The sequence below is a fragment of the Arthrobacter sp. L77 genome (genome assembly GCF_000816565.1).
GTDB lineage: Bacteria > Actinomycetota > Actinomycetes > Actinomycetales > Micrococcaceae > Arthrobacter_D > Arthrobacter_D antioxidans.
In genome coordinates this window covers 957,828-984,446 of the sequence record NZ_JWSU01000004.1, presented here as the reverse complement: position 1 = coordinate 984,446, position 26,619 = coordinate 957,828, and the positions used below count along the sequence as shown (strand labels likewise).

Genomic DNA, 26,619 nt, shown 5'->3' with positions numbered 1-26,619 from the left:
AGTGGTTTCCGGCAGCGTTGCCGGCTTTCGGGAGAGGGTCCTACAGTTTCTGGGCCAGCCGGTAGTAGGCGGCGTTCCAGCGCAGTTCGCGCTGGAAGTCCCGCAGCGTCGTGTCCGCGTCGATCCGCAGCAGTTCCACCTCGGCGATGTCCGCGAAGTCCTCGAAGACCTCGAGGCCCACCGCGGTGGTGAGGACGGTGTGGTGCGCGGCCCCGGCGCTGAGCCACGCGGCCGCGGAGGTCTCGAGGCTCGGCTCCGGCTTCCACACCGCGCGGGCCACCGGCAGGTTGGGCAGCGGTGCGTCGGGCGGCACCACCTCGACGGCGTTCGCGGTGAGGCGGAAGCGGTCGCGCAGGTCCGACATCGCGACGACGACGCCCGCGCCGGCATCCGTGTCGAACACGAGGCGCACGGGGTCCTCCTTGCCGCCGATCCCCAGCGGGTGCACCTCGAGGGAGGGCTTCGCGGTGGTCAGGGTGGGGCAGATCTCGAGCATGTGCGCACCGAGGATCTTCTCCTCCCCCGGCACCAGGTGGTACGTGTAGTCCTCCATGAGGGAGGCGCCGCCCGGGAGCCCCGCGCCCATGACCTTGGCGGCCCGGACGAGGACGGCGGTCTTCCAGTCGCCCTCGGCGCCGAAGCCGTAGCCTCGCGCCATGAGACGCTGGACGGCGAGGCCGGGCAGCTGCCGGAGCGCGCCGAGATCCTCGAAGCTGGTGGTGAACGCCCCGAAGCCGCCCTCCTCGAGGAAGGAGAGCAGGCCGAGTTCCTGCCGGGCGCCGTAGCGCAGCGACTCGTGCCGGTCCCCGCCGCGGCGGAGCTCCGGGACCACGTCGTACGTCTCCTCGTACTCGGCGACGAGGGCATCGACGGCGGCCTCCGACTGGGCCTCGACGGCGGCGACGAGGTCGTTGACGCCCCACGTGTTGATCGAGACGCCGAAGCGCAGCTCGGCCTCGGTCTTGTCCCCCTCGGTGACGGCGACGTTGCGCATGTTGTCGCCGAAGCGGGCCACCCTGAGGTCGTGGACGGCGGCCCAGCCGGCGGCGGCCCGCTGCCAGGACGCGATCCTCGCGCAGACATCGGGACTGGACACGTGCCCCACGACGGTCTTCCGCGGCACCCCGAGGCGCGACTGGATGTAGCCGAACTCGCGGTCGCCGTGGGCGGCCTGGTTGAGGTTCATGAAGTCGAAGTCGATCTCGCCCCACGGCAGTGCCACGTTGATCTGCGTGTGCAGGTGCAGCAGGGGCTTGCGGAGGGCGTCGAGCCCCGCGATCCACATCTTCGCGGGGCTGAAGGTGTGCATCCAGGCGATCACCCCGATCGCGTGGTCCGCGGCGTTGGCATCCAGCGCCATGCGCCGGATGGAGGCGGAATCCTTCAGGGTGGGCTTCCAGACCACCTTCACGGGCAGGCCGGACTCCCCGAGCAGGCGGACGATCTCCTGTGACTGCTCGGCGACCTGCTGCAGTGTCTCCTCGCCGTAGAGCTCCTGGCTGCCGGTAAGGAACCAGACTTCGTAGGCGTCGAGGGTGGTGCTGAGGGGGCTCATGCGGGGGCTCCTGGGATGGCGGGCTGGCCGTACACGTTCTGGTAGCGGTCGAAGAGTGAGTCGATGTGCTCGGGCTGGATGCCGGTCGGCGTGCCGAGCTGGCGGGAGATGTGCACGGTCCGGGCGGCGTCCTCGAGCATCACGGCGGCCTTCACGGCGTCCTTCGCGTCCCGGCCGATGGTGAACGGGCCGTGGTTCTTCATCAGCACGCCGCGGGAGCGGTGATCGGTGAGCGTCTCGACGATGCCGCGCCCGATGGAGTCGTCCCCGATGACCGCGAACGGGCCCACGGGGATCTCCCCGCCGAACTCGTCCGCCATGGCCGTGATGACGCAGGGGATCGGCTCGCCGCGCGCAGCCCAGGCGACGGCGTAGGTGGAGTGCGTGTGCACCACGCCGCCGACGTCGGGCATGTTCCGGTAGACGTAGGCGTGCGCCGCGGTGTCGCTCGACGGGGCGCGCTCCGAGCCCGCACTTCCCGGGACGACGGTGCCGTCGAGGTCGCAGAGGATCTGGTTCTCCGGCGTCAGCTCGTCGTAGCCGACGCCGGAGGGCTTGATGACGAAGAGGTCCGCTCCGGGCACGCGGCCCGAGACGTTGCCCCCGGTCCAGACGACGAGTCCGTAGCGTACGAGCTCGGCGTGCAGGCCGGCGACGTCCTTCCGGACCGCGGCGATGGCCGCTTCGACGGCCGGGCTGAAGGTGCTCATACGGCGATCGCCTCCTGCCGGGTGAGGGCGGACCGGCGCAGGGCCTTGAGCCGGTGCATGACGTCGTTGGCGCCGCGCCCGAAGTAGTCGTGGAGGGCGGTGTACTCGCGGTACAGGGCGTCGTACGCGGCGGCGCGCCCGGCGTCGGGCGTGTACGCGGCACGATCCAGGCGGCCCATCGCGGCGGCGGCCGCGTGGATGTCCTCGTAGGCACCGGCGGCGACGGCGGCGTGGATCGCCGACCCGAGGGCCGGGCCCTGGGCGCTGCCGATGACCGAGATGGGCATGTTGAGCACGTCGGCGTAGACCTGCATGAGGAACGGGTTGCGGATGAGGCCCCCCGCGGCCACGAACTCGGTGACGGGCACGCCGGAGGCGTTGAACGTCTCGACGATCGTCCGGGTGCCGAAGGCCGTCGATTCCAGGAGTGCGCGGTAGATCTCGTGCGGCCGGGTGGCGAGCGTCAGGCCCACGATGGTCCCGGACAGTTCGTGGTCCACGAGCACGGAGCGGTTGCCGGAGTGCCAGTCGAGCGCGACGAGGCCGTGCGCCCCGACCGGCTCCGCCTGCGCCTGAAGGGTGAGGTACTCGTGGACGCTGAGCCCCCGCGCCGCGGCGGCATCCCGGATCCCCCCCGGGACCTGGTGCGCCACGAACCAGGCGAAGATGTCGCCGACGCCGGACTGGCCGGCCTCGTAGCCGTAGGAGCCCTCGACGATCCCGCCGTCCACGACACCGCACATGCCGGGCACCTCGGCGAGCCGGTCCGAGTTCATGACGTGGCACGTCGAGGTGCCCATGATGGCCACCATCTGGCCGGGGTCCGTTGCCTGGGCGGCGGGGGCGGTGACGTGGGCGTCGACGTTCCCGACGGCGACGGCGATGCCCGCCGGCAGTCCGGTCCAGCCCGCGGCCTCCTCGGACAGCGTCCCGGCCTTCGAGGCGAGGGCCCCGATGGTGTGCTCCACCTTGTCGCGGGCGAACCCGGCGAACTCCGGGTTGAGCGCCGCGAGGAACTCCTCCGAGGGGTAGGCGCCGTCCTGGTAGATGCCCTTGTACCCGGCGGTGCAGGCATTGCGTACGTACCGGCCGGTGAGCTGCCAGACGATCCAGTCGGCGGCCTCCACCCAGTGGTCCATGCGCTCGTACAGTTCGGGGTCCTCCTCGAGCAGCTGCAGGCCCTTCGCGAACTCCCATTCGCTCGAGATCAGTCCGCCGTAGCGCGGCAGCCAGGCCTCGCCGCGTCGGGCCGCGAGCTCGTTGATCCGGTTGGCCTGGCCCTGGGCGGCGTGGTGCTTCCACAGCTTCACGTAGGCATGGGGGCGGCCCTCGTAGCCGTGCACTTCGTTGAGGGGCGTGCCGTCGGCGAGCGTGGGCACCATGGTGCAGGCCGTGAAGTCCGTGGCGATCCCGATGACGTCCTGCGGGTCGATGCCCGCCTGCCGCACGGCGTCGGGGACGGCCGTGCGGAGGACGTCCACGTAGTCGGAGGGCACCTGCAGGGCCCACTCGGGCGGGAGCTGCTCCCCCGTCGCGGCGAGCGTCGAGTCCATCACGGCGTGCGGGTACTCGAGCGTCGAGGCGCCGAGCTCGGCGCCGTCGGAGACACGGACGACGACGGCGCGCCCGGACAGGGTGCCGTAGTCGACGCCGATGACGTAGGTGGGGCTGCCGGCGTCCTCGGTCGGCGCGGATGCGCCCAGGGTGGAGTCACTCAAGGGAAGGACCTCTTTGTTCTTCTCGGGACTGCAGGCAGTGCCCTGATGGATCGTGGTGCAGTGCGACCGGTTAATGTGACCGTTCACATCCGCGGTCACCAGTGTGTGCCCTGCCCGCCGGATGTGTCAACGTGCGTGGAGGAGGTGCCGGGCGCGAGGGCGTCAGCCCTGGAGGCGGGCCGTGGAGGAGCGGAGCACGAACTCGGGCCGCACGTCGGCGGCCGCCCCGACCGGCCCGGGTGCTGCGGCCGAGCCCGGCGCGCCGATCAGTCCGAGCAGCCGCGCGACGCAGCGTCGGCCGAGTTCGGGGAAGTCCTGCCGCACCGTGGTGAGCGGGGGCCAGTAGTGGGCGGCCTCGGGGACGTCGTCGAAGCCCACCACGCTGATGTCCTCGGGCACCCGCAGTCCGTGCTCGCGGAAGGCGTGCATCAGCCCGAGCGCCATCTGGTCGTTCGAGGAGAAGACGGCGGTGATCCCGGGGTCCCGGACCAGCGCGAGCCCTGCCCGGTAGCCGGATTCCGCCGTCCAGGTGCCGGAGAGGAGGGGCTCCGGCTCCAGCCCCCACGCCTCCATCTCGGTGCGGTACCCGCGGATGCGGGCGTCCGTCTCGAACCAGCCGTCCGGCCCCGCCACGTGCGCGATGCGCCGGTGGCCCAGCTCGAGCAGGTGGCGGGTGGCGAGGACGGCCCCGCCGGACTGGTCCACGGACAGCCGGTGGTCGTCAGGGGCCCGCGCGGAGTGCACCGTCACGAAGGGCAGCGTGATGGACAGCCGCTCGATCTCCTCGACGGTCAGCGCCTGCGGCGCCAGGATGATGAAGCCGTCCACGCCGTGGGCCAGCAACCGGTCCAGGGCCGCTCGGATCGACCCGCCGTCGACCTCGTCGAGGTGCGCCACGTCCACGGCGTACCCGGCCTGGCGCGCTGCGCTGTCGATGGCCTGCAGGCTCGCCGCGGGCCCGTACTCGAAGCCCTTGCCGACGAGCACGCCGATGGTGGTGGAGCGGCTGGTCACGAGCGCGCGGGCCGCACGGTTGGGGCGGAAGCTGAGCTCGTCCATGGCGGCCAGGACGCGGTCACGCGTCTCGGGGCGGAGGCTCGGGTGGCCGTTGATCACCCGGGAGACGGTCTGGTGCGAGACCCCGGCCCGCCGTGCCACGTCCCGGATGTTGGCGGCACGTCCCTCCGGGGGCCGGGCCCCCTCCGCGGGGCGGGACGGCTCGGCGGGGCGTGAGGCCTCGGCGTCAGTGGGCGTCGACAATGGTCTCGTTCCGCGCGAAACGCCTGTTCCGCAGGACGGGCAGGAACTCGCGGACGTCGTCGACCCTGCGCCGTGTCACCTCGACGGTGACGACGCCGCGCTCCTCGTCCTCGAGGTGTGCCTGCGGGACCCCCATGGGGTCGATGACGGCGGAGTGGCCGATCGTATGGCCGCTGGAGGTCCCGGCGGCCGCCACCCACACGGTGTTCTCGATGGCCCGCGCCTTGAGCAGCGTCTCCCAGTGCTCGATCTTGTGCTCACCCTTGAACCAGGCGGCCGGCACGCAGATGAGGTCGGCCCCCGCGTCGGCGAGCGCCCGGGCCTGCTCGGGGAACCGGAGGTCGTAGCAGGTCATGAGCCCCACCCCGAGGCCGCCGATCCGGGCCACCTTGATGCCGCCGTCGCCCGGTTTGATGCGCGTGGACTCCTGGTAGCTGAAGGCGTCGTACAGGTGCAGCTTCCGGTACGTGTCCACGATCCGGCCGGTCCCGTCCACGAGGACGAGCGTGTTGAAGGGCCGCCCCTCGCCGCTGGGCTCATAGCCCCCGGCGACGACGGCGATGGAGTGCTCGGCGGCGATGAAGGACAGCTGCTGGACGAAGGAGGTCCAGGTGGCTTCCACGGCCTGCTGGAGGGAGCCCTCCACCCGGCCGACCGTGAACATCGACTCCTCGGGGAAGACGATGAGTTCCGAGCCCCCGGCGGCGGCCTCCGCCGCGAGGTCCCGCATCACGGCGAGGTTCGCCGCGGCGTCCCCGCCGGGCCTGAACTGACCGACACTGACCAACATGTTCCCGCCCTCACGTGTGGATGACACCTGTTCTCCAGCGTACAGACCCCGTCCAGCACGCCGGAGTAGCCTTCGTCCCATGAGGAACCCGGTGAAGAGACAGCGCGTGCAGCCCGGCCCCGGCCAGGAGTCCGTGTGGGACTACCCGAGGCCGCCGCGGGTGGAGCGGACGACGGCGAGGATCGAGGTGCGGTTCGGCGGAAAGCTGATCATCGGCACGGACGACGCCGTCCGGGTCCTGGAGACGAGCCACCCGCCGGTCTACTACCTGCCGATCGACGCGTTCGCACCCGGGGTCCTGGTGCCCGTCGACGGCACCACGCACTGCGAGTTCAAGGGTGCCGCGAGCTATTTCGACGTCGTCGCCGGGACCGCCCGCAGCCCGCGCGGCGCCTGGACCTATCCCACCCCGGTGCGCGGGTACGAGGACCTGGCCACACGCGCGGCACTCTATCCCTCGCGGATGGACGAGTGCACGGTGGACGGCGAGCGGGTGCAGTCCCAGGAGGGCGATTTCTACGGCGGGTGGATCACCGCGGCGATCGTCGGCCCGTTCAAGGGCGGTGCGGGGACCTGGGGCTGGTAGCGCTGGTGGCACCGCCGTCCGGAGGGCGCGTCCAGCGGACGTTCAGGTGGCACCGCTATCGTCGCAGGCTGACCATCGCACGCAACGCAAGGACAGGCTCAGCATGACCATCAAGGGAACAATCCTGGGCCGGCGCCTCATCGCAGCCGTGTTCGTCGGCTCCATCGCGGTCCTCGGCGGGTGTGGTGCCGCGGGTGACGAGCCGGAGGGCGCGGCCGCATCGAGCTCGGCGCCCGCACCGGACGAGTCGGCCGCCGCCCAGCCGGAGCCGGACCTCGAGGGCCTCCCCGACGTCGTCGCCGTCGTCAACGGCACCGAGATCGAGAAGGACGAGTTCACCACGGCCTACGAGGGCCAGTTCCCGCAGGCGGCCGCCCAGGCGCAGGCCGGCGGCCAGGAGGTGGACCAGGACCTCCTGAAGACGACCGTCGCGGACAACCTCGTGAGCACCGAACTGCTGCGGCAGGAGGCGGACGAGCGCGGCATCGAGGCCACGCCCGAAGCCCGGGCCGCGGCGATCGAGAACCTGCTGGAGACCAGCCAGCTGGGGTCCGAGGAGGAGTTGCGCGCCGCCTTCGCCGAGCAGGGGCTCGACGACGCCGAGTTCGACTCCCAGCTCTCCGACCAGGTGAAGCTCGACGCGCTCCTCGAGGAGGAGGCCGGCGACACGACGCCCACCGACGAGGAGATCCAGGAGGCCTACGACGCCGCGACGGCCCAGCAGGAGGCCGGTGGGGCCACCGCGTCGCCGCTGCCCCCGCTCGACGAGGTGCGCGACGAGATCGAGGAGCAGCTCAAGGGCGGCAAGACGTCCGCGGCCGCCGAGGCCCTGATCGCGCAGCTGCGTGAGGGCGCGGACATCACCGTCAACCTGTAGCCCGGACCGGCACCCCGGACGGCAGCGGCCCCCTTCGCAGGACGAAGGGGGCCGCTGCCGTGTGGTCGGTCGGTCAGTTGATGAGGTCGTTGACCACGATGGTCTGGTCGCGGTCCGGGCCGACGCCGATGGCCGAGAACCGGGTCCCCGACAGCTTCTCGAGGGCGCGCACGTAGGTCTGCGCGTTGTCGGGCAGGTCCTCGATGGTCCGGGCGCCCGTGATGTCCTCGGTCCAGCCGTCGAAGTACTCGAAGACCGGCTTGGCGTGGTGGAATTCGGTCTGCGTCATGGGCATCTCGTCGTGCCGGACGCCGTCGACGTCGTACGCGACGCACACCGGGATGCTCTCGATCCCCGTGAGGACGTCGAGCTTCGTCACGAAGTAGTCCGTGAAGCCGTTGACGCGCGACGCGTGGCGCGCCAGCACGGCGTCGTACCAGCCGCACCGGCGCGGCCGGCCCGTGTTGACGCCGAACTCGCCGCCGGTCTTCTGCAGGTAGGTGCCCATCTCGTCGAAGAGCTCCGTGGGGAACGGCCCCGCACCCACACGGGTGGTGTACGCCTTGATGATGCCGATCGAGCGGGAGATGCGCGTGGGGCCGATGCCCGAGCCGACGGACGCGCCGCCGGCGGTGGGGTTCGACGACGTCACGAACGGGTAGGTGCCGTGGTCGACGTCCAGGAAGGTCGCCTGGCCGCCCTCCATGAGGACCACCTTGCCGGCGTCGAGCGCCTCGTTGAGCACGAACGTGGAGTCGATGACGAGGGGGCGCAGGCGTTCGGCGAAGGAGAGGAAGTAGGAGACGACCTCCTCCACCTCGACGTCGCGGCGGTTGTAGACCTTGACCAGCAGTTCGTTCTTCTGCTTGAGGGAGCCCTCGACCTTCTGGCGGAGGATCGACTCGTCGAAGACGTCCTGGACGCGGAGGCCCAGGCGGGCCACCTTGTCCATGTAGGCCGGGCCGATGCCGCGGCCCGTGGTGCCGATCGCGCGCTTGCCGAGGAAACGCTCGGTGACCTTGTCGAGGACCTGGTGGTACGGCGCCACGAGGTGGGCGTTGGCGGAGACGCGCAGCTTCGAGGTGTCCGCGCCGCGGGCCTCGAGGCCGTCGATCTCCTCGAAGAGCGCCTCGAGGTTGATGACGCAGCCGTTGCCGATGATCGGCACGGCGTTCGGGCTGAGGATGCCGGCGGGAAGGAGCTTCAGCTCGTACTTCTCGCCGTTGACCACCACGGTGTGCCCGGCGTTGTTGCCGCCGTTCGGCTTCACGACGTAGTCGACCCGGCCGCCCAGCAGGTCAGTGGCCTTGCCCTTACCCTCGTCGCCCCATTGGGCTCCGACAATGACGATTGCTGGCATGGGATCCTCCCCCATCAGGTACGGGTCCCTCCCGCGCTACCGCGGAAAGTACGCCGTGCATCAGAACGCCCCAACCGGTCGCACGCAGGGTGCGGCCACTGGGGCTCTTACCGTCCGAGTTTAGCCGAGGGGCCCGGGGAGCGCCGCAAAAGCTCCACCCGTGACGGTTGCGGTTCCGTTGCGACTGCTCCTGCCCGCGGCGTCGGGACGCCGCCGGACGCCCGCGGGCACAATGGGGGCATGGACCGCTTCGAAGGACACATCGCCGGCATCGGCACCGCCTCGGGTACCCGCCTGGTGATCGGCCGGTGGGACACCTCGCCCTTCGGCTCCTTCACCGACGTCATGATGGAGGACGCGGCGGGCCGGCGCACGCTGCTCGCACCCACCGCCGGGATCGCGGACTACGTCGGCGCCACGTACGCGTTCGACGACGTGGTGCTCACCCCCGTCTCCTCGGCCCTCGCGGGCGGCAGGCTCGTCGTCGACGCCGGGGACCTGCAGGTCCTCGCCGAGCTCGGCGGCGTGACGCTGCTCGGGCGTCTCCTCGGCCTGGTCCCGCGGCGCCTGGCCACGCACCCGCGGTGGCTCGCACTGATCAACCCGGTGGCCTCGCTGCTCGTGAAGGGCGTGGCGACGGCCGGCTCGGCGGGGCAGGGCCGCACCGAGTACTACGGTGTCACCTCGGCCCGGGCCGTCCTGGCCGTGACCGCGATCTGGCGCGGTGCGGACCTCGGCGCACTGGCCCCCGTGAGCCCGCCCGTCCGTTTCGGCTTCAGCTCGGCGCCGCCCCGCCCGCAGCTGGTGACGGTGACGACGACGATCCGCCGCCCCGGGGAGTGACCGGGCGCGCGGCGTCGTGCACGCGGTCCGGCGCCCGTCCCGTCCGAAGCCGTGCACGACGACACGCCGACCGTCAGCGCTCCGGGCGCACCCGGTCCCGGGCCATCCGGTAGTGCGGCCAGTAGCGTACGCTCCCGGGGAGCACGGGCACCACGAGCCGGGTGGTCCGGCGGAGGACGGCGAACACCACCCTCTCGCGACGCCGCCACGGGAGTCCGTACGCCTCCCGGAGCCGCGCGGGCAGGAGGCCCGCCGCCAGGATGGAGGGCAGCGGCCGGAGCGGCGCCGGGATGATCGGCGGTTCCGGTGCGAGGATCTGCCGGGCGATCAGGCGGGCCGCGGGACCGGCGTCGAGCGTTTCCCGGAACTGCCGGGCGACGTAGCGTTCGAGGCCGCGGTAGTCCTCGGGCAGCACGGCGTCCGTCACGCCGAAGAGGTGGGCCAGCTGTGTCATGTCCCGGTAGTAGGCGTCGCGTTCCTCCGCCGTCGTCGGGCGCAGGAAGCGGTCCCTCACCTGGAGGGCCGTCCACACGAGGGTCGCGAACACCCAGAGCGCGAGCCCGGGATCGGTGGCGCTGTACGGGGTGCCGGCGGGCACCGATGCGCTGGAACGGGCCAGCGTCCCCGTGACCGGGCGGTGCTTCCGTGCCACATGTCCTGCGGCAGCGCGCACCTGCGCCCGGTCCCCGAACGTCACCGTCAGGACGGCGTCGAGCGTCCCCCGCAGTCGCCGGAGGGGGTCGGTGGTGAAGTCGCTGTGGGCGCGCACGCCCTCGCCGACCAGCGGGTGCGCCACCTGCAGCAGGAGCGCCGCCGGCCCGCCCGCCATGACCAGGCGCTCACGCGCGATGCGCCACGCCGTCGAGCCCGGTCCGAAGAGACCGGCGTCCCCCGCGGCCCCGGGAGCGGGCGCGGGCGGGAAGAACCGGGCAAGGCCCCTCATACTGTCCCGTCCGCGCGGAGCGCCGTCGTCCCGTCCGGCGTCCCCGATGCTCTCGTCGCTGTCGGCGTCCACCCGGTCCGGCAGGTCCCGGGCGGGCGGTCGGGCGCCCTGGTGCGGACCTCCACGGAGGACCGTACCACTGCCGGGACCCGCGCGGCGCGGGTGGATCAGATGGAGTAGTCGGACCCCGAGTTCGTCGAGGCGATGTACTCGCGCACTGCGCTCTGCGGCACCCGGTAGGAGCGCCCGAACCGGATGCTGTGGATCGTCCCGGCCTGCACCAGGCGGTAGACGGTCATCTTCGATACCCGCATCATGGCAGCGACCTCCGCCACCGTGTACAGGTCGCTGGTACTCACGTTCGTAGCCATGCTCACCACTGCTCCCATCCGCCTCACCACATTGCGTGGAGCTTTTAACAGTGGTCGCGTTGGCAACAGCGGCACAAGGACCAGCACTACTCGTTTATCGGTTTCGCATCCGGGTAGGACTGTGCCGTACGGGGGCCGGAGGGCACAGAAGACGGGCCCGCCGCAGCGGGGCCCGTCTTCTCCGCCGTCCCGTCGGGGAGGTCAGCCGGCGAGCTGGGCGCTGGCCTCCGGGTCCGATTCCCTGAGGAACGCCGCGATCCGCTCGGCCTCCTCGATCTCGCCGATGGAGGCCGCGGCCCGGCCGAGCGCGAAGAGGGCCCGGAGGAAGCCCCGGTTCGGCTCGTGCGAGTACGGGATGGGCCCGGCCCCGCGCCAGCCGCTGCGCCGCAGCGCGTCGAGGCCGCGGTGGTAGCCGGTGCGCGCGTAGGCGTAGGACTCGATGGTCCGGCCCTCCGCGTACGCCTCGTCCGCGAGGACGGCCCATACGAGCGACGACGTCGGGTGCGCGGCGGCGAGGTCCACGGCCTCGTCGCCCGCAGCGAGGCGCGCGACGACGTCGGGTTCCTTGGGCAGGAGGGTGGGCTCCGGGCCCAGCAGGTTCTTGCGGAACTCGTCCGACACGGCGCTAGAGCTTCTTGCCGGCGGAGCCGAGGGCGGTTGCGGCCTCGACGACGCGCGCGGCGAGGCCGGCCTCGGCCGCGGCACCCCAGACGCGGGGGTCGTAGGTCTTCTTGTTGCCGACCTCGCCGTCGACCTTCAGGACGCCGTCGTAGTTGCGGAGCATGTGGTCCGCGACCGGGCGCGTGAACGCGTACTGGGTGTCGGTGTCGATGTTCATCTTGATGACGCCGTAGGAGACGGCGTCGGCGATCTCCTGGTCCGAGGAGCCGGAACCGCCGTGGAAGACGAGGTCGAACGGCTTGTCCTTGCCGAGCTTCTGTCCCACCTGGTCCTGGATCTCCTTGAGGATCTCCGGGCGCAGCTTCACGCCGCCGGGCTTGTACACGCCGTGCACGTTCCCGAAGGTCAGGGCGGTGATGTAGCGGCCGTGCTCACCGGCGCCGAGGGCGTCGATGGTCGCGAGGGCGTCCTCGACCGTGGTGTAGAGCTTGTCGTTGATGGCGTTCTCCACGCCGTCCTCCTCGCCGCCGACGGTGCCGATCTCGACCTCGAGGATGATCTTCGCGGCTGCCGCGCGGGGGAGGATCTCGCGGGCGATCCGCAGGTTCTCCTCGAGGGTCTCCGCCGAGCCGTCCCACATGTGCGAGTTGAAGACGGGGTCGCGGCCGTTCTTCACGGCCTCCTCGGACGCCGCGAGCAGAGGCAGCACGAAGTCGTCGAGCTTGTCCTTCGGGCAGTGGTCGGTGTGGAGGGCGATGTTGACGTCGTAGTTCTTCGCGACCTCCTTGGCGAAGGCTGCGAAGCCGAGCGAACCGGCGACCATGTCCTTGACGCTCGCGCCGGACCAGTACGCCGCACCGCCCGTGGAGACCTGCACGATGCCGTCGGAGCCCGCCTCGGCGAAGCCGCGCATCGCTGCGTTGAGGGTCTGCGAGGAGGTCACGTTCACGGCCGGGAACGCGAAGCCGCCCGACTTCGCGCGGTCGATCATCTCGGCGTAAACATCAGGGGTTGCTATAGGCATGCTGAGGACTCCTTCGTGGTGGTGAGTGCTTCGCTTCATCCTAGCGAGCGGACCTGCCGGGCGCAGGGGTGCGGGCGGGATGACGGCGGGGATGACGGGGAGGGTCAGACGGGCTGGCCGAACACGTGCCGGCGCACCCAGCCGTGCATGGCGATCGCGGCGGCCGCGGACGCGTTGATGGAGCGCGTGGACCCGAACTGCGCGATCGAGAGGGTGGCCTCCGCCGCCTCGTGGACCTCCGGGGTGAGGCCGGGCCCCTCCTGCCCGAACACGAGCACGCACTTCTCCGGGAGGTCGTAGGTCTCCAGGGGCACGGAGTCCGGGAAGTTGTCGATCCCGATCACGGCCAGCCCCTCGGACGCCGCCCAGGCGGTGAAGTCCGCCACGGTGGGGTGGTGGCGGATGTGCTGGTAGCGGTCGGTGACCATCGCGCCGCGCCGGTTCCACCGGCGTCGTCCGATGATGTGGACCTCCCGGGCGAGGAAGGCGTTGGCCGTCCGCACCACGGAGCCGATGTTGAGGTCGTGCTGCCAGTTCTCGATGGCCACGTGGAAGCCGTGCCGCCGCTCGTCGAGGTCCGCCACGATCGCCTCGTGCGTCCAGTACCGGTAGGCGTCGACGACGTTGCGGGTGTCGCCGGCGGCCAGCAGGTCACGGTCCCAGTGCTCGCCGTCGGGCGCCTCACCCTCCCACGGGCCCACGCCGACGGTCGGGGCGGGTGTCCCGTGGGCGGGGTCGTCGATCGCATCGACGGGGTCGGGTGTCTCCGGCAGGGGTTCATTCACCGTTCAAGCGTAGACGGCACCAAAGGTGGGAGACTGGCAGCGGCAGCTCCCCTGTACCCCCTGGAAAGGAAGCCCCATGCGCGAGAACGAACATATCGAGTGCTGGCTCACGGACATGGACGGAGTCCTGGTGCACGAGAACCAGGCCATCCCCGGTGCGGCCGAGCTGCTCGAACGGTGGGTGGCCACCTCGAAGCGGTTCCTCGTCCTGACGAACAACTCGATCTACACGCCGCGCGACCTCGCCGCACGCCTCAAGGCGTCAGGGCTCGAGATCCCGGAGGAGAACCTGTGGACGTCGGCGCTGGCCACGGCGCAGTTCCTGCGGGACCAGCTGCCGGGCGGGCGGGCCTACGTGATCGGCGAGGCGGGGCTGACGACGGCGCTGCACGAGGCCGGCTTCGTCCTCACCGACACGAATCCCGACTACGTGGTGCTCGGCGAGACCCGCACCTACTCGTTCGAGGCGATCACCAAGGCCGTGCGCCTCATCCTCGACGGCGCGCGGTTCATCGCCACCAACCCGGATGTGACCGGCCCCTCGAAGGAGGGCCCGCTGCCCGCGACGGGCGCCATCGCGGCCATGATCACGGCTGCGACGAGCCGCGACCCGTACATCGTGGGCAAGCCCAACCCGATGATGTTCCGTTCCGCGATGAACCGGATCGACGCCCACTCCGAGACGACGGCGATGATCGGCGACCGCATGGACACCGACATCATCGCCGGCATGGAGGCGGGACTGCACACGGTCCTGGTGCTCAGCGGCATCACCCAGCCGGAGGACATCGACGCCTACCCCTTCCGGCCGGCGCAGATCTGCAGCTCGGTGGCGGAGCTGATCGACCAGGTCTGATCCGGGCTCAGAAGAAGCGCTTCCAGCCGCCGCCCCGCAGCACCGGCACGTACTCGCGCTGCACGGCCGAGACGACGTCCTGGTAGATCGCCGGGTTCCACTGCGGACTGGCGTGCGCGGGCAGGGCGCCCTCCGTCCGGTGGTCCACCGAGACCACGTTGTCCGGCAGCGAGCGCGCCCAGCCGGCGCGGGCCGTCACGTAGTCCACGACGCCGTCGTTCGGGTTGCCCGCGAAGACCACCTTCGTGTCGCCGAGGGAGAGCCGGAACCGCGAGACGTCGAAGTGGTAGATGTACGAGGACTCGGTCTGGATGAGCTCGCTGCTGGGCGCGAGCGGCGAGAGCTGCTCGAGCGTCTGGTCCACGATCTGGCTCCACGTCCGCTCGTTCTTGTGGACGATCCGCTCCCCGAGCTCGTACGTGCCGCGCAGGCTGATCGGCACGCGCACGCCGGCCTCGTAGAGGAGCACCACGCCGTCGAACATGCGCTGGTCGAGGACGTCGTAGCGGCTGGACGGCGAGGAGTCGAGGAGGATGAGCTCCACCGGGATGCCGCGGTCACGCAGGCGTGCCGCGACCTCCACCGCCACCATGCCGCCGAAGCTGTGGCCGTAGAAGTAGAGCTTCTCGAGCCGGAAGTTGTCCACGTAGCGGTTCATGGTGGCCACGACGTTGTTGATGTCCAGGCCGCGGTTGGAGTAGCCCATCACCGCCATCTGCGCCCGCCGGGACAGGGCAGGGCGCAGCGAGTTGAGGATCCAGAGCCCCTCTTCCCAGCTCGTCTTGTAGCCCGGGAACAGCACCCAGCGGTCGTTGGGGAACCGTGCGCGGGCGTCCTCGTCGTCGAGCGGGAGGATGCGCGTCTGGTCCCGCTGGGACTGGATGACGCGCGTGGTGACGAGGTCGGCCGCCACCACGGCGGCCGCGGCGGAGCCGATCAGGAAGGAACGGCGCGAGGACTCGCGGAAGTCACGCGCCTGCCGCAGCGCCCTGCCGTCGTCGTCCTGCACGTGGATCTCCGGATCGGGCGCGGGCGTCCCGGTCAGGCGAGGCCCAGCTCGTCCTTGCCGAAGGCGAAGAGGTAGGGCACCCCGGCCTCGGACTCGATGCGCTCCTTCGACCCGGTGTCGCGGTCCACGATCACGGCGACGGCGCGCACGTCACCGCCTGCGCGGCGCACACCCTCGACGGCGGTGAGCGCGGATCCGCCGGTGGTCGAGGTGTCCTCGAGCACGACGACGGGGCGTCCGGACACGTCGGGCCCCTCCACCTGGCGGGCCATGCCGTGGGTCTTCTGGGTCTTGCGGACCACGAAGGCGTCGATGGGACGGCCCGCCCGGGCGGCGGCGTGCATCACGGCGGTGCCCACCGGATCGGCGCCCATCGTCAGGCCGCCGGCGGCCTCGAACGCGATACCGGCGTCGTCGAGCAGTTGCAGCATGACGCGGCCCACGAGCCCGGAGGCCTCGTGGTGCAGCGTGATGCGGCGGAGGTCGATGTAGTAGTCGGCCTCGACCCCGCTCGAGAGCGTGACGCGCTCGTGGACCACGGCGAGTTCCCTGATGAGCTCCAGGAGGCGGGAGCGGTCGGCGGTCTGCGCGGTCTCGGCGGTCATGGGCCCAGTCCATCGAGGGCGGGGGGCCCTCAGGCGCTGCGCCCCGCCCCCGCCGTACGTCGAGCCGGCCCCGGCGCCATGGGCTGGGGTCGGCGGCGCTGCGGTGCCCGGCCACGGTCCCCTTCCGGGGTCTTCGAGCCGATCCGGGCTGCCGCAGACGGCGTGTCGCGCCAGGACACCCCCTTCCGACGCCCGATCCCCCCGGAACCGGTACGGCCCTGTGCCCGGCCGCTCCCGGACCAGGTACGCCCTGTGCCCGGCCGCTCCCGGAGGAGGTTGTCCACGTACCGGAACCCGGCGGCCCGCCGCGGCCACTCCTCGTATGGACTCGTCCCATGGATGCCATCGTCGCCCTGCGCCGCGCGGGGTCGGTCACCAGGACCGGCCGGCTGCTCCAGCAGGGCGTCACCCGCCGGCAGGTCGCGGCCCTGGTCCGGTCAGGGGCCGCCGTCAGGCCATGCCGTGGAGTCGTCGCCCTGCCCGACGCACCGGAGGACATCGTCGCCGCCGTGCTCCACGGCGCCCGGCTCACCTGCGCCTCGGCGGCACGGCACTACGGGCTCTGGCTCCTGCATCCACCCGCCACCCTGCACCTGGCCTCGCACGCCCGCGAGGACGAGCGCCACACGAACCACCACCGGCCGCTGTCGGTGCCGGCGCACCCGCACCTGCCGCTGGTCGGCAGGGTCGACGCCCTGCTCCATGCCCTGCACTGCCTTCCGGCGATCGACGCGGCCGTGATGGTCGAGAGCTCCCTGCGGCGCGGAGACACCACGCGGGCCTTCCTGCTCGAGCGCCTCCGCGGCAACCGCAACGGACCGGCGCGCGCCGCACTGGACCTCGTCACCGGGACGGGCGAGTCGGCTCTCGAGGTGGTGGCGCGCGTCCTCTTCCTGGCGGCGGGGCTCGGCGTCGAGACGCAGGTCCAGCTCGACGGCGTGGGCCGCGTGGATTTCCTCCTGGAGGGCTTCCTCGTGGTGGAGGTCGACGGCGATGCGTACCACTCGGACCGGGCGGCCCGCCGACGGGACCGGGGCCGCGACAACATGACCGTCGTCGGAGGCTACCTGGTGCTCCGGTACGGCTACGAGGACATCATGTTCCACCGCCAGGACGTGCTAGCCCAGGTCCTCGCGGTGCTGGGCGGGCGTCCGATCCGGTGACGTGTTCCGGCGCATACCGCGCCCGGCCATGCTCCCCCTCCGGGGTCTTCGGCCCGCGTCAGGCCCTCTCAGGCGGCGTGTTGCGACCCGACACGCCCCTCAGCCGGGCAGAGCCCCCGCGCCCGGTACGGCCCGCCGCCGGTCACCCGCCCGCACTCGCCGCGTCGATCGCCTCCGGGGAGAGCACATGGGAGATGGCCAGGACCGCCGCGCCCGCCACACCCGCGCTCTGGCCGGACACCGACGGGGCGATGCGCAGGTGCTCGGTGGCCAGTGGCAGTGACCGCGTGTACACGACCTCGCGGATCCCGGCGAGCAGGTGTTCGCCGGCCTGGGCGAGGGAACCGCCGATCACGACGACCGAGGGGTTGATGAGGTTCACGCACATCGCCACCACGTCACCGATGTCCCGGCCCGCCTGCCGGATGGCCTGGAGTGCCGTGGCATCCCCGGACCGCACCAGGTCGATCACGTCCTGGCTGCCGGCGAGGTCCGTCCGCGCGGGTCCGCCGAGCGCGGCCGCGAGCGCGGGACCGCTGGCCACGGCCTCGAGGCACCCGGTGTTCCCGCACCGGCACGGGGTGTCTCCCCCGGCGGCGACCCGGACATGCCCCAGATCGCCCGCCGTGCCCTGCGCCCCGCGCTGCAGCACGCCGCCCGAGATGATGCCGGCGCCGATGCCGGTCGCCACCTTGATGAACATGAGGTCACCCACGTCCGGCCAGTTGCTGCTCTGTTCGCCCAGCGCCATGATGTTGACGTCGTTGTCCACGAGGACGGGGACGTCGAAGCTCGCCCGGACCAGCCCCGGCACGTCGAACCTGTCCCAGCCCGGCATGATCGGGGGGTTGATCGGGCGTCCGGTGTCGTGCTCCACCGGCCCGGGCAGGCCGATGCCGATGGCGGCGAGGTCCCCCGCGCCGCGGCCCGCCGACCGCAGGAGCCGGCCGATCGCCGAGACGAGCCAGCCGAGGACGGCGTCGGGCCCGTCCGCGATGCTGATGTCCTGCCGTTCCCGCGCGAGCTCCTCGCCGGCCAGGTCCGTCAGGATGACGACGGCGTGGGTGGCCCCGAGGTCCGCGCCGATCACCACGCGCGCCGAGGGGTTGAGCGCGAACAGCGACGGCGGCCTGCCCCCGGTGGAGGCGGCGCCGCCGAGGGGTGACACGAGGCCGAGTCCCATGAGGATGTCCACCCGGGCAGCCACGGTGGAGCGGGCGAGGCCCGTGATCTGGGCGAGCTCCGCGCGCGTGCGGGGCCGACCGTCGCGCAGGACCTGGAAGATCTCACTGGCGCCCGACGGCGGGAGGGGCGTCCGCGGGCGCGGACCGCCGTGGCTCGTCAGTGCCGGTGCCGGCTGCGGGAAGGACACACTTCCAGTAAAGCACGAGCGTCTTTGCCTGTAACTGCGTTCGGCTTTTGCCTGACCCTCGACAGAAGTGGGTGGGCCATGTCACAGTGGGCGCGTGGACGAGGACGTCAGCAGCAGCAGGGAACCGGCTCCGATCCTGCACGTCACCGGACTCTCGAAGAGCTTCTTCGGAGTGCCGGTCCTGCAGGACGCGTCACTGACGCTCTTCCCCGGCGAGGTCCACGGACTCGTCGGCGAGAACGGGGCCGGCAAGTCCACCCTGATGAAACTCCTCGCGGGCGTGCACGTACGCGACGCCGGGACCGTGGAGATCGACGGGCGGCCCGTCACGTTCACCCATCCGCTGCAGGCCCGCCGCGCGGGGCTCTCCACCGTCTTCCAGGAGTTCAACCTGCTGCCCGAGCGCACCGTGGCGCAGAACATCTACCTGGGGCGGGAGCCGAGGAAAGGGCTCCTCGTGGACCGCCGGGCCATGGCCCGGGACACCGCGGAACTGCTCGGACAACTCGGCATCACCAGCATCCGGCCCGGCGACGTGATCAGTTCGCTCTCGGTGGCCCAGCAGCAGATCGTCGAGATCGCCAAGGCCATCAGCTACGACGCCCGGATCATCTCGATGGACGAGCCGACGGCCGCGCTCGCCGGCCCCGAGGTCGAGCTGCTCTACGGGATCATCGACCGGCTCCGGAAGCGCGGGACGGCGATCCTCTACGTCTCCCACCGCCTGAAGGAGGTCTTCGACCTCTGCGACACCATCACCGTGCTCAAGGACGGACGCGTCGTGACGTCGTCGCCCGCCGCGGACCTGGATGACGCCTCCCTCGTGCGGGCCATGGTCGGCAGGCCCATCTCCGCGTTCTTCCCCGACCCCCTGCCGGGCACCGCCGTCGGCGACCCCCTCCTCGAGGTCCGGGGCGCCGGCAACGACCAGCTCGACGACGTCCACCTCACGCTGCGGGCCGGCGAGATCGTCGGGGTCGCCGGCCTCCAGGGGTCGGGGCGCTCCGAGCTCGTCCACGCGGTCTTCGGCGCGGCGCCCTTCACCCGCGGGACCGTGGGCCTCGGGGGACGCGACCACCGGCCGGCCTCGCCCCGGGAGGCCATCCGGCACCGCGTGGCCCTGATCACCGAGGACCGCAAGGCCGAGGGCCTCAGCCTGAACCAGTCGATCATCGACAACGCGCTGAGCGTCGTGCGGTCCGTCTATCCGCGCCGCACGGGGGCGGCACGTCGCGAGGCGCCCGGCGTCTTCTCGTCCCTGGAGGTCATCGCGCGGGACCTCGACCAGGAGGTGCAGTACCTCTCGGGCGGGAACCAGCAGAAGGTGGTCCTCGCCAAGTGGCTCGCGATCGACCCGCAGGTCGTGCTGCTCGACGAGCCGACCCGCGGCATCGACGTCGGCGCGAAGGTCGCCGTCTACACCCTGATGCGCCGCCTGGCGCGGGAAGGCAAGGCCATCCTCATGGTCTCGAGTGAGCTGCCCGAGGTGCTCGGCATGTCGGACCGGGTGATCGTCATGCGGGACGGCCGCGTCGCCGGAGAGGTTTCGGCGGGCGCCTCCGAGGAGCAGGTCCTCCACCTCGCGACGGGAGCCCGGGGGGTGGAGTCGTGAACCGCCTGACCTCCACGCACATCGTCTACCTCGTGGCCCTGCTGACGGTCATCGCGGGCACCATCCTCGTCGGCTCGACGGGCCGGAGCTTCTTCAGTCCCGGCAACATCTCCGACATCCTCACCGGGACGAGCATCCTCGGTTTCATCGCCATCGGGCAGACCCTCGTGATCCTCGTCGGCAGCCTGGACCTCTCCGTGCCGTACGTCATCAGCCTCTCGAGCCTGGTCGGGGCCGGCATCATGGCGAACCAGCCGGGGAACATCCTCCCCGCGGTGCTCGCCGCGCTGCTCGTCTCCGGGCTCATCGGTCTGGCCAACGGTGCGGTGGTGGCCGGGCTGAAGGTCCACGGCTTCATCGCCACCCTCGGGATGGGCCTGATCATCAGCGGCTACCTCGGGTCCAACTACCAGGGCAGCTCGGGCCAGGCACCGCTCGCCTTCCGCCTCATCGGCGCCACGGGGATCGGGCCCGTCCCGGTCTCCACCCTCATCATGCTGGCGTGCGCGGCCGTCGTCCTGCTCATGCTGAACACCACGCGCCTCGGGCACGCGATGTACGCCGTGGGCGGCGACGCCTCCGTCGCGAGGATGTCCGGCATCAGGACCGCGACGCCGGTCGTCGCCGCCCATGTGATCTGCTCCCTGCTGGCCGGCCTGGCGGGCCTGCTGCTGGCCGCCCGGCTCGGCGTGGGCAGCCCGACCATCGGCTCGCAGGGCGGTTACGACCTGCTGTCGATCGCCGCCGTCGTGCTCGGCGGCACCCTCCTCGCCGGCGGCAAGGGATCCCTCGTGGGGACCCTCGGCGGCGTCCTGATCTTCGCCATGCTGGACAACATCATGAGCGTGCTGCAGGTCAACCCCTTCCTCAAGGACGTCGTCCGCGGTGTCGTGATCGTGGTGGCGGTGGCCGTCTACGCGCGGCGGACGGTCATGCACCGCCAGGCCCGGTTCGGGCGCGGCGCCGTCCCGCACGGCGAGGGGTCTCCCCCGGGCGCGGCGGCGTCACGGCACGACGACGGACCCGCCGACGGCGCGGGCCGCGGGGCACGGGACGGGGTGTCCGCATGAGCGCGGCCGGCGGCCGCGCCGTCCTCGAACAGGACCGGTCCCCGCGGGGAGAACGCCTGGTCCGGGCCCTCCGCACGCCGAGCGGCGCGATCTTCGTCCTCGTCGCCGTCCTCCTGGCCGCCGTCCTGGCGGCGAACCCCTCCTTCGGCGAGCCGGGATCCCTGATCCGGTTCATCGGCCGGACCGCCCCCATCGCCATCGCCGCCATCGGCCAGTACTTCGTCATCGTGTCCGGCGAGTTCGACCTGTCCATGGGGTCGGTGGTCACGGCGCAGGTCATCATCGCCGGCAACCTCGTCGGCCAGGACGAGTCCCTCACCCTGCCGGTCCTGGCCCTCATGGTCGTGTTCGGCGCGTTCGTGGGACTCGTCAACGGCCTCGTGACCACCCTCCTGAAGGTCCCGAGCTTCATCGCGACCCTCGGGATGATGCTCGCCCTGCTCGGCCTCGTCCTGTATTGGACGGGCGGGGCGGCCACGGGGAACCCCGCCGACAGCTTCCGCCAGATCGGCCGCGGCGGCATCCAGGACGTCCCCGTCCTCGAGGTGATCCCGTACCCCGTCCTCATCCTCGCGGTCATCGCGGCCGGTGCCTTCTGGCTCATGCGCAGGCCCTACGGGCGCACCCTGATCGCCGTCGGCGACAACGCGCAGGCCGCCGCCCTGACCGGGGCTCCGGTCTGGTGGATCCGCACCCGCGCCTTCATGCTGTCCTCACTCGCGGCCACCGTGGCCGGCGTGATCCTGGTCGGCTACGCCGGAGTGCATCCCTCCGTGGGCCAGGGCTACGAGTTCACCGCCATCACCGCCGTCGTCCTCGGCGGGGTGGTCCTCGGAGGGGGCCGCGGCTGGGTGCTGTCCGCCGCCGCGGGGGCCTTCGCCCTCGAGCTGCTCTTCACCCTCCTGAACTTCCTCGGCGTCCAGTCCACGTGGCGTGACAGCGTGCAGGGCGTCATCATCATCGTCGCCGTCGCCGCGGCCGCCCAGGACTGGCAGCGCAAGCGGCGCGGCTCCACCACGCAGGCCCATGACCAGCACCGTCCGATAGCAGCACCACAGCCCGCACCGGGCACCACTGAGGGAGGAACATGATGCGTGGAAGCATCCTGGGCAAGGTCACGGTGATCGCAGCGACGACGCTGCTCGCCCTGACGGCCTGCACCACCGATTCATCCATCGAGAACCCGCCGGCCTCCGAAGGCGCCGCGGCCGGCGAATCCGCGGCGGCCGAGCAGCCCACCGAGGACAGCACGGAGTGGTTCGACCAGGCCGTGTACGACACGCAGGACGAACAGCGCTCGGCCACCTTCGAGGGGAACCCCGCGCAGCCGTACCTGCAGTACATCGACGGCGAGATGACCGACACCTCGGCGTTCGCTGCCGAGGGGCCCCAGAAGGCGTGTTTCTCGAACGCCTCGATCTCGAACCCGTGGCGCCAGACGGGCTGGATCACCATGAACCAGCAGCTGGAGGTGCTCCAGGAGTCCGGCGTCATCTCCGAGATGGAGACGCGCGACGCGCAGGACGACGACAACACGCAGATCGCGGACATCGACTACTTCATCTCCGACGGCGACTGCGACGCCTTCATCATCTCGCCCAATTCGACGGCGGCGATGACGCCCGCCGTCGAGCGGGCCTGCGAGACGGGGAAGCCGGTCATCGTGTTCGACCGCGGCGTGCAGACCGACTGCGCCGTGACCTTCATCCACCCCATCGGCGGCTTCGCCTGGGGCATCGACACGGCGGAGTTCCTCAGCGAGCGGCTCGGGGAGGGCGACAAGGTGGTCGCCCTGCGGATCCTCCCCGGCGTGGACGTCCTGGAGCAGCGCTGGGCCGCCGCCGAACGCATCTTCGAGGAGAACGGCATCGAGGCCGTCGACTACTTCACCGGGGCGGACCCCGTGGAGATCAAGTCGATCATCGCCGACGAACTGGCCACGGGCGACGTCCAGGGGGTCTGGATGGACGCGGGCGACGGCGCCGTCGCCGCCATCGAGGCGTTCGAGGACGCCGGGGCCGACCTGCCCGTCATGACGGGCGAGGACGAGATGAGCTTCCTGCGCAAATGGGACGAGACCGGCATCGACGCCCTCGCGCCCGTCTACTCGAACTTCCAGTGGCGGACACCGCTGCTGGCGCTCGAGAAGATCTTCAAGGGCGAGGAGATCCCGGCGGAGTGGGTCCTTCCGCAGTCGCCCATCACCGAGAACGAGCGCGCAGCGTTCCTGACGGCCAACGAGGGCATGCCGGACGGCCACTACGCCAAGTTCGGCGGGGAGGACCTGCCAGGGTACCCCGAGGTCTGGCAGGAGCGCCAGATCCCCTGACCGCACGAGGCACCGACAGGAGGAAGGAGGCAGGGCCGTGGACACCACGTACGTCCGCCCGATCGGCGTCAACACCTGGGTCTGGACGTCCCCGCTGACGGACGCGGACCTGCCTCCCCTCCTGCGCCGGATCGCCGCCATGGGCTTCGACGCCGTCGAACTGCCCCTCGAGAACGTCGGCGACCTCACCGTGGACGCGGTCCGCGACGTCCTGGCGGAGACGGGACTGCGCCCCTACGTGGTGGGGGCCATGGCGCCAGGACGTGACCTCGTCGGCGCCCCCGACGCGACCATCAGGAGCACCCAGCAGTACCTCCTCGGGTGCGTCGGGTTCGCGGCCGGCATCGGAGCGCCCGCGGTGTGCGGGCCCTTCTACGCGCAGACCGGCCGGCTCTGGCGCATGGACGACACCGAACGCGCCCGGGCCTACGCGGAACTGCGCCGGAACCTCGCCCCCGTGGCGGAGGCGGCGGTCCATGCCGGCGTCGTCCTGGGGATCGAACCGCTCAACCGGTACGAGACCTCCCTCATCAACACGGTGGACCAGGCGATCGAGGCGCTCGGCCCGCTCCTCGGCCACGGCGTCGGGCTGGCCCTGGACACCTACCACCTCAACATCGAGGAACGGTCCACGCCCGACGCCGTCCGGAGGGCCGGCGACAACCTCGTCCACCTGCAGGTGTGCGGCAGCGACCGCGGCGCGCCCGGCGGCGACCAGACCGACTGGCCCGGGCTGTTCCGGGCCCTGGACGACGTCCGGTACCAGGGGGCGCTGAACATCGAGAGCTTCACCGCGCACAACGCCAGCATCGCCACGGCCGCAGCCATCTGGCGTCCCCTGGCCGAATCCCAGGACCGGTTGGCGGAGAATGGGCTGACCTTCCTCCGCCACGCGGAACCCTCCCGGCCCCGGGACGCACCACCCCTACAAGGAGAAACCCCATGACCACCACCGTGCCCGAACCCGCCCGGCCCGGCCCCCTCGGCGTCGCCATGATCGGCTACGCCTTCATGGGCAAGGCGCACTCGGCGGCCTGGCGGACGGTCGGCAGCCACTTCGACGTCCCCGACATCGCGCGGCGCGTCGTCGTCGGGCGCGACGCCGAGAAGGCCGCGGACGCCGCGGCACGCTACGGCTGGGAAGGATCGGCCACCGACTGGCGCGAGGTGATCCACCGCGACGACGTCCACATCGTCGACATCTGCACGCCGGGCTACCTGCACGCCGAGATCGCCATCGAGGCCCTGAAGGCGGGCAAGCACGTCCTCGTGGAGAAGCCACTGGCCAACACGATCGCGGAGGGCGCCGAGATGGTGGCCGCCGCGGCAGCCGCGAGGGCGCGGGGCATCCAGTCCATGGTCGGCTTCAACTACCGGCGCGTGCCCGCCCTCGCCCACGCGCGGAACCTCATCGCGGACGGACGCCTGGGCGCCATCCGCCAGCTGCGGGTCGCCTACCTGCAGGACTGGCTCTCGGACCCCGGATCCCCCATGACCTGGCGGCTGCGCAGGGAGACCGCCGGGTCCGGCGCCCTCGGCGACATCGCGTCCCACGCCCTCGACCAGGTGCAGTTCCTCACGGGCCAGGAGGTCACCGAGGTCTCCGGACGGCTGCGGACCTTCGTGGGGCAGCGCCCGGGGCCGGACGGACCGGAGACGGTGACGGTCGACGACGCCGCCTGGGTCACCGCCGAACTCTCCGGGGGCGCCGTCGCGACCGTCGAGGTCTCCCGCATGGCGACCGGGGTGAAGAACGGGCTGCGCATCGAGGTGTTCGGCGAGCGCGGGTCCCTCCGCTTCGACCTCGAGAACCTCAACGAGCTGTGGTTCATGGAGGCCTCCGGGCCGGTCACGGAGCAGGGCTTCCGCCGCATCCTGGTCGGCGAGCCCGGCCACCCCTACCTCGAGGGATGGTGGCCCCCGGGCCACGTCATCGGGTGGGAGCACACGTTCACGCACCAGCTCCGCGACTTCCTCACCTCCATCCGGACGGGCGAGCCCCCGCAGCCCTCGTTCGAGGCCGGACTGCAGATCCAGCGCGTCCTCGCCGCCGTCGAGGAGAGCGCGGCGGCCAAGAGCGCCGTCGTCCAGGTCGGTTCAGCCGCCCCCGCCCAGCCGTAGACCACCCCGTCCCCAAGGAGACCGCATGACCCGCAATTTCACCCTGTTCACCGGCCAGTGGGCCGATCTCCCCTTCGAGAAGGTCGCCGAGCTCGCCGGCCGGTGGGGCTACGACGGCCTGGAGATCGCCGTCTCCGGGGACCACCTCGACGCCTGGCGGTGGGACGACGACGCCTACATCCAGGACCGGCTCGACATCCTCGAGCGCAACGGGCTGAAGGTGTGGGCCATCTCGAACCACCTCAAGGGCCAGGCCGTCTGCGACGACCCCATCGACTTCCGCCACGAGGCGATCGTCGGGCCGAGGGTCTGGGGCGACGGCGACCCCGAGGGTGTGCGCCGGCGTGCGGCGGAGGAGATGAAGCTGACCGCGCGCCTCGCGAAGAAGCTCGGCGTGGACACCGTCGTCGGCTTCACCGGCTCCTCCGTCTGGCAGTACGTGGCCATGTTCCCGCCCGTGCCCGCGACGATGATCGAGGCCGGGTACCAGGACTTCGCGGACCGCTGGAACCCCATCCTGGACGTCTTCGACGAGTGCGGGGTCCGCTTCGCGCACGAGGTCCACCCCTCGGAGATCGCCTACGACTACTGGTCCACCCAGCGCACCCTCGAGGCCATCGGGCACCGCCCCGCCTTCGGCCTCAACTGGGACCCGAGCCACTTCATGTGGCAGCAGATCGACCCGGTGGCCTTCATCTCGGACTTCAAGGACCGCATCTACCACGTGGACTGCAAGGACACGAAGATGCGCATGGGCGGGGGCCGCAACGGCATCCTCTCCTCCCACCTGCCCTGGGGGGACCCGCGGCGTGGCTGGGACTTCGTCTCCACCGGTCGCGGCGACGTGCCCTGGGAGGACAGCTTCCGGGCGCTGACGGCCATCGGCTACACCGGCCCCATCTCCGTGGAGTGGGAGGACGCCGGCATGGACCGGCTGCAGGGAGCGCCCGAGGCCCTCGCCTTCCTGAAGCGCTTCGATTTCGCGCCGTCGGAGACATCCTTCGACGCCGCCTTCAGCCAGTAGGGGTCGGCCTCGGAT

At 71.5% G+C, this 26,619-nt stretch carries 26 protein-coding genes; 12 read left to right on the top strand and 14 right to left on the bottom strand.

Translation table 11 applies throughout. From position 1 onward, the window contains the following. Positions 1–40 precede the first annotated feature (40 nt). The 5 genes from araA to RY94_RS07255 form a co-directional block, all read right to left on the bottom strand. Positions 41–1,555: an L-arabinose isomerase gene (araA, locus tag RY94_RS07275; RefSeq protein WP_043443117.1), complete on the bottom strand. Its 1,515-nt coding sequence runs from the start codon at positions 1,553–1,555 to the stop codon at positions 41–43. Continuing rightward, positions 1,552–2,265 (bottom strand): L-ribulose-5-phosphate 4-epimerase, encoded by a 714-nt coding sequence (locus RY94_RS07270; protein WP_043443115.1) that lies wholly within the window; start codon positions 2,263–2,265, stop codon positions 1,552–1,554. The genes araA and RY94_RS07270 overlap by 4 nt, the downstream gene beginning before the upstream one ends. Next, complete coding sequence (gene araB / locus RY94_RS07265) at positions 2,262–3,983, bottom strand: ribulokinase (RefSeq protein WP_043443113.1); 1,722 nt, start codon at positions 3,981–3,983, stop codon at positions 2,262–2,264. The genes RY94_RS07270 and araB overlap by 4 nt, the downstream gene beginning before the upstream one ends. 162 nt (positions 3,984–4,145) lie before the next feature. Next, positions 4,146–5,150, bottom strand: coding sequence for a LacI family DNA-binding transcriptional regulator (locus RY94_RS07260; RefSeq protein ID WP_043443906.1), 1,005 nt, complete (start codon positions 5,148–5,150; stop codon positions 4,146–4,148). A 76-nt stretch (positions 5,151–5,226) separates the two neighbouring features. Further along, complete coding sequence (locus tag RY94_RS07255) at positions 5,227–6,033, bottom strand: carbon-nitrogen hydrolase family protein (RefSeq protein WP_043443112.1); 807 nt, start codon at positions 6,031–6,033, stop codon at positions 5,227–5,229. A gap of 79 nt (positions 6,034–6,112) precedes the next feature. On the opposite strand from RY94_RS07255, the gene RY94_RS07250 reads away from it, so the two are divergent. Both RY94_RS07250 and RY94_RS07245 read left to right on the top strand, forming a co-directional pair. Beyond that, positions 6,113–6,619 (top strand): DUF427 domain-containing protein, encoded by a 507-nt coding sequence (locus tag RY94_RS07250; RefSeq protein WP_043443110.1) that lies wholly within the window; start codon positions 6,113–6,115, stop codon positions 6,617–6,619. A 103-nt stretch (positions 6,620–6,722) separates the two neighbouring features. Then, positions 6,723–7,496, top strand: a complete 774-nt coding sequence (locus RY94_RS07245) for a SurA N-terminal domain-containing protein (RefSeq protein WP_043443108.1) — start codon at positions 6,723–6,725, stop codon at positions 7,494–7,496. 73 nt (positions 7,497–7,569) lie between these two features. On the opposite strand, the gene RY94_RS07240 is transcribed toward RY94_RS07245, so the two are convergent. Then, positions 7,570–8,856 carry an adenylosuccinate synthase gene (locus RY94_RS07240; RefSeq protein ID WP_043443104.1) on the bottom strand — a complete coding sequence of 429 codons (1,287 nt, stop codon included), beginning with the start codon at positions 8,854–8,856 and terminating at the stop codon, positions 7,570–7,572. A gap of 240 nt (positions 8,857–9,096) precedes the next feature. On the opposite strand from RY94_RS07240, the gene RY94_RS07235 reads away from it, so the two are divergent. Further along, a complete protein-coding gene (locus RY94_RS07235) occupies positions 9,097–9,699 on the top strand; it encodes a hypothetical protein (RefSeq protein ID WP_043443102.1) in 603 nt (200 codons plus the stop codon). 73 nt (positions 9,700–9,772) lie between these two features. Here RY94_RS07235 and RY94_RS16745 read toward each other — a convergent pair whose 3' ends face one another. From RY94_RS16745 to RY94_RS07210, 5 genes are all read right to left on the bottom strand, one after another. After that, positions 9,773–10,714, bottom strand: coding sequence for an oxygenase MpaB family protein (locus RY94_RS16745; RefSeq protein WP_052274053.1), 942 nt, complete (start codon positions 10,712–10,714; stop codon positions 9,773–9,775). Positions 10,715–10,809: 95 nt separating this feature from the next. Next, positions 10,810–11,019 carry a helix-turn-helix domain-containing protein gene (locus RY94_RS07225; RefSeq protein WP_418909715.1) on the bottom strand — a complete coding sequence of 70 codons (210 nt, stop codon included), beginning with the start codon at positions 11,017–11,019 and terminating at the stop codon, positions 10,810–10,812. A gap of 195 nt (positions 11,020–11,214) precedes the next feature. Further along, positions 11,215–11,634: a DUF3151 domain-containing protein gene (locus RY94_RS07220; protein WP_043443101.1), complete on the bottom strand. Its 420-nt coding sequence runs from the start codon at positions 11,632–11,634 to the stop codon at positions 11,215–11,217. Positions 11,635–11,638: 4 nt separating this feature from the next. Further along, positions 11,639–12,658, bottom strand: a complete 1,020-nt coding sequence (gene fbaA / locus RY94_RS07215; protein WP_043443099.1) for a class II fructose-bisphosphate aldolase — start codon at positions 12,656–12,658, stop codon at positions 11,639–11,641. Positions 12,659–12,762: 104 nt separating this feature from the next. Then, positions 12,763–13,431 carry a TrmH family RNA methyltransferase gene (locus tag RY94_RS07210; protein WP_043443902.1) on the bottom strand — a complete coding sequence of 223 codons (669 nt, stop codon included), beginning with the start codon at positions 13,429–13,431 and terminating at the stop codon, positions 12,763–12,765. A gap of 88 nt (positions 13,432–13,519) precedes the next feature. On the opposite strand from RY94_RS07210, the gene RY94_RS07205 reads away from it, so the two are divergent. After that, positions 13,520–14,299 (top strand): HAD-IIA family hydrolase, encoded by a 780-nt coding sequence (locus RY94_RS07205; RefSeq protein ID WP_043443097.1) that lies wholly within the window; start codon positions 13,520–13,522, stop codon positions 14,297–14,299. Between the two features lie 7 nt (positions 14,300–14,306). Here the strand turns inward: RY94_RS07205 and RY94_RS07200 are convergent, their stop codons facing one another. Together RY94_RS07200 and pyrE are read right to left on the bottom strand one after the other, a co-directional pair. After that, a complete protein-coding gene (locus RY94_RS07200; protein ID WP_082046116.1) occupies positions 14,307–15,308 on the bottom strand; it encodes a thioesterase domain-containing protein in 1,002 nt (333 codons plus the stop codon). Between the two features lie 32 nt (positions 15,309–15,340). Continuing rightward, positions 15,341–15,913, bottom strand: a complete 573-nt coding sequence (pyrE, locus tag RY94_RS07195; protein ID WP_043443093.1) for an orotate phosphoribosyltransferase — start codon at positions 15,911–15,913, stop codon at positions 15,341–15,343. 335 nt (positions 15,914–16,248) lie between these two features. Here pyrE and RY94_RS07190 point away from each other — a divergent pair, with 335 nt between their 5' ends. Next, the gene (locus RY94_RS07190; protein WP_043443091.1) at positions 16,249–17,076 is read left to right on the top strand and encodes a DUF559 domain-containing protein; all 828 of its coding nucleotides are present in this window, start codon (positions 16,249–16,251) and stop codon (positions 17,074–17,076) included. Between the two features lie 142 nt (positions 17,077–17,218). On the opposite strand, the gene RY94_RS07185 is transcribed toward RY94_RS07190, so the two are convergent. Beyond that, a complete protein-coding gene (locus tag RY94_RS07185; protein WP_052274128.1) occupies positions 17,219–18,421 on the bottom strand; it encodes an ROK family transcriptional regulator in 1,203 nt (400 codons plus the stop codon). A gap of 121 nt (positions 18,422–18,542) precedes the next feature. Here RY94_RS07185 and RY94_RS07180 point away from each other — a divergent pair, with 121 nt between their 5' ends. The 7 genes from RY94_RS07180 to RY94_RS07150 are packed head-to-tail and all read left to right on the top strand — an operon-like array spanning position 18,543 to position 26,604. Next, positions 18,543–20,060, top strand: coding sequence for a sugar ABC transporter ATP-binding protein (locus RY94_RS07180; protein ID WP_052274051.1), 1,518 nt, complete (start codon positions 18,543–18,545; stop codon positions 20,058–20,060). Continuing rightward, the gene (locus tag RY94_RS07175; protein ID WP_043443087.1) at positions 20,057–21,130 is read left to right on the top strand and encodes an ABC transporter permease; all 1,074 of its coding nucleotides are present in this window, start codon (positions 20,057–20,059) and stop codon (positions 21,128–21,130) included. The genes RY94_RS07180 and RY94_RS07175 overlap by 4 nt, the downstream gene beginning before the upstream one ends. Continuing rightward, positions 21,127–22,221 carry an ABC transporter permease gene (locus RY94_RS07170; protein WP_043443085.1) on the top strand — a complete coding sequence of 365 codons (1,095 nt, stop codon included), beginning with the start codon at positions 21,127–21,129 and terminating at the stop codon, positions 22,219–22,221. Before RY94_RS07175 ends, RY94_RS07170 begins: the two co-directional genes overlap by 4 nt. Then, complete coding sequence (locus RY94_RS07165; protein ID WP_052274050.1) at positions 22,221–23,459, top strand: substrate-binding domain-containing protein; 1,239 nt, start codon at positions 22,221–22,223, stop codon at positions 23,457–23,459. The genes RY94_RS07170 and RY94_RS07165 overlap by 1 nt, the downstream gene beginning before the upstream one ends. 37 nt (positions 23,460–23,496) lie before the next feature. Continuing rightward, positions 23,497–24,405 (top strand): sugar phosphate isomerase/epimerase family protein, encoded by a 909-nt coding sequence (locus tag RY94_RS07160; protein ID WP_043443083.1) that lies wholly within the window; start codon positions 23,497–23,499, stop codon positions 24,403–24,405. After that, on the top strand, positions 24,402–25,580 hold the full coding sequence (locus RY94_RS07155) for a Gfo/Idh/MocA family protein (protein WP_052274049.1): 1,179 nt from the start codon (positions 24,402–24,404) through the stop codon (positions 25,578–25,580). Before RY94_RS07160 ends, RY94_RS07155 begins: the two co-directional genes overlap by 4 nt. A 25-nt stretch (positions 25,581–25,605) precedes the next feature. Continuing rightward, positions 25,606–26,604, top strand: a complete 999-nt coding sequence (locus tag RY94_RS07150; protein WP_043443081.1) for a sugar phosphate isomerase/epimerase family protein — start codon at positions 25,606–25,608, stop codon at positions 26,602–26,604. The last annotated feature ends 15 nt before the right edge of the window (positions 26,605–26,619 follow it).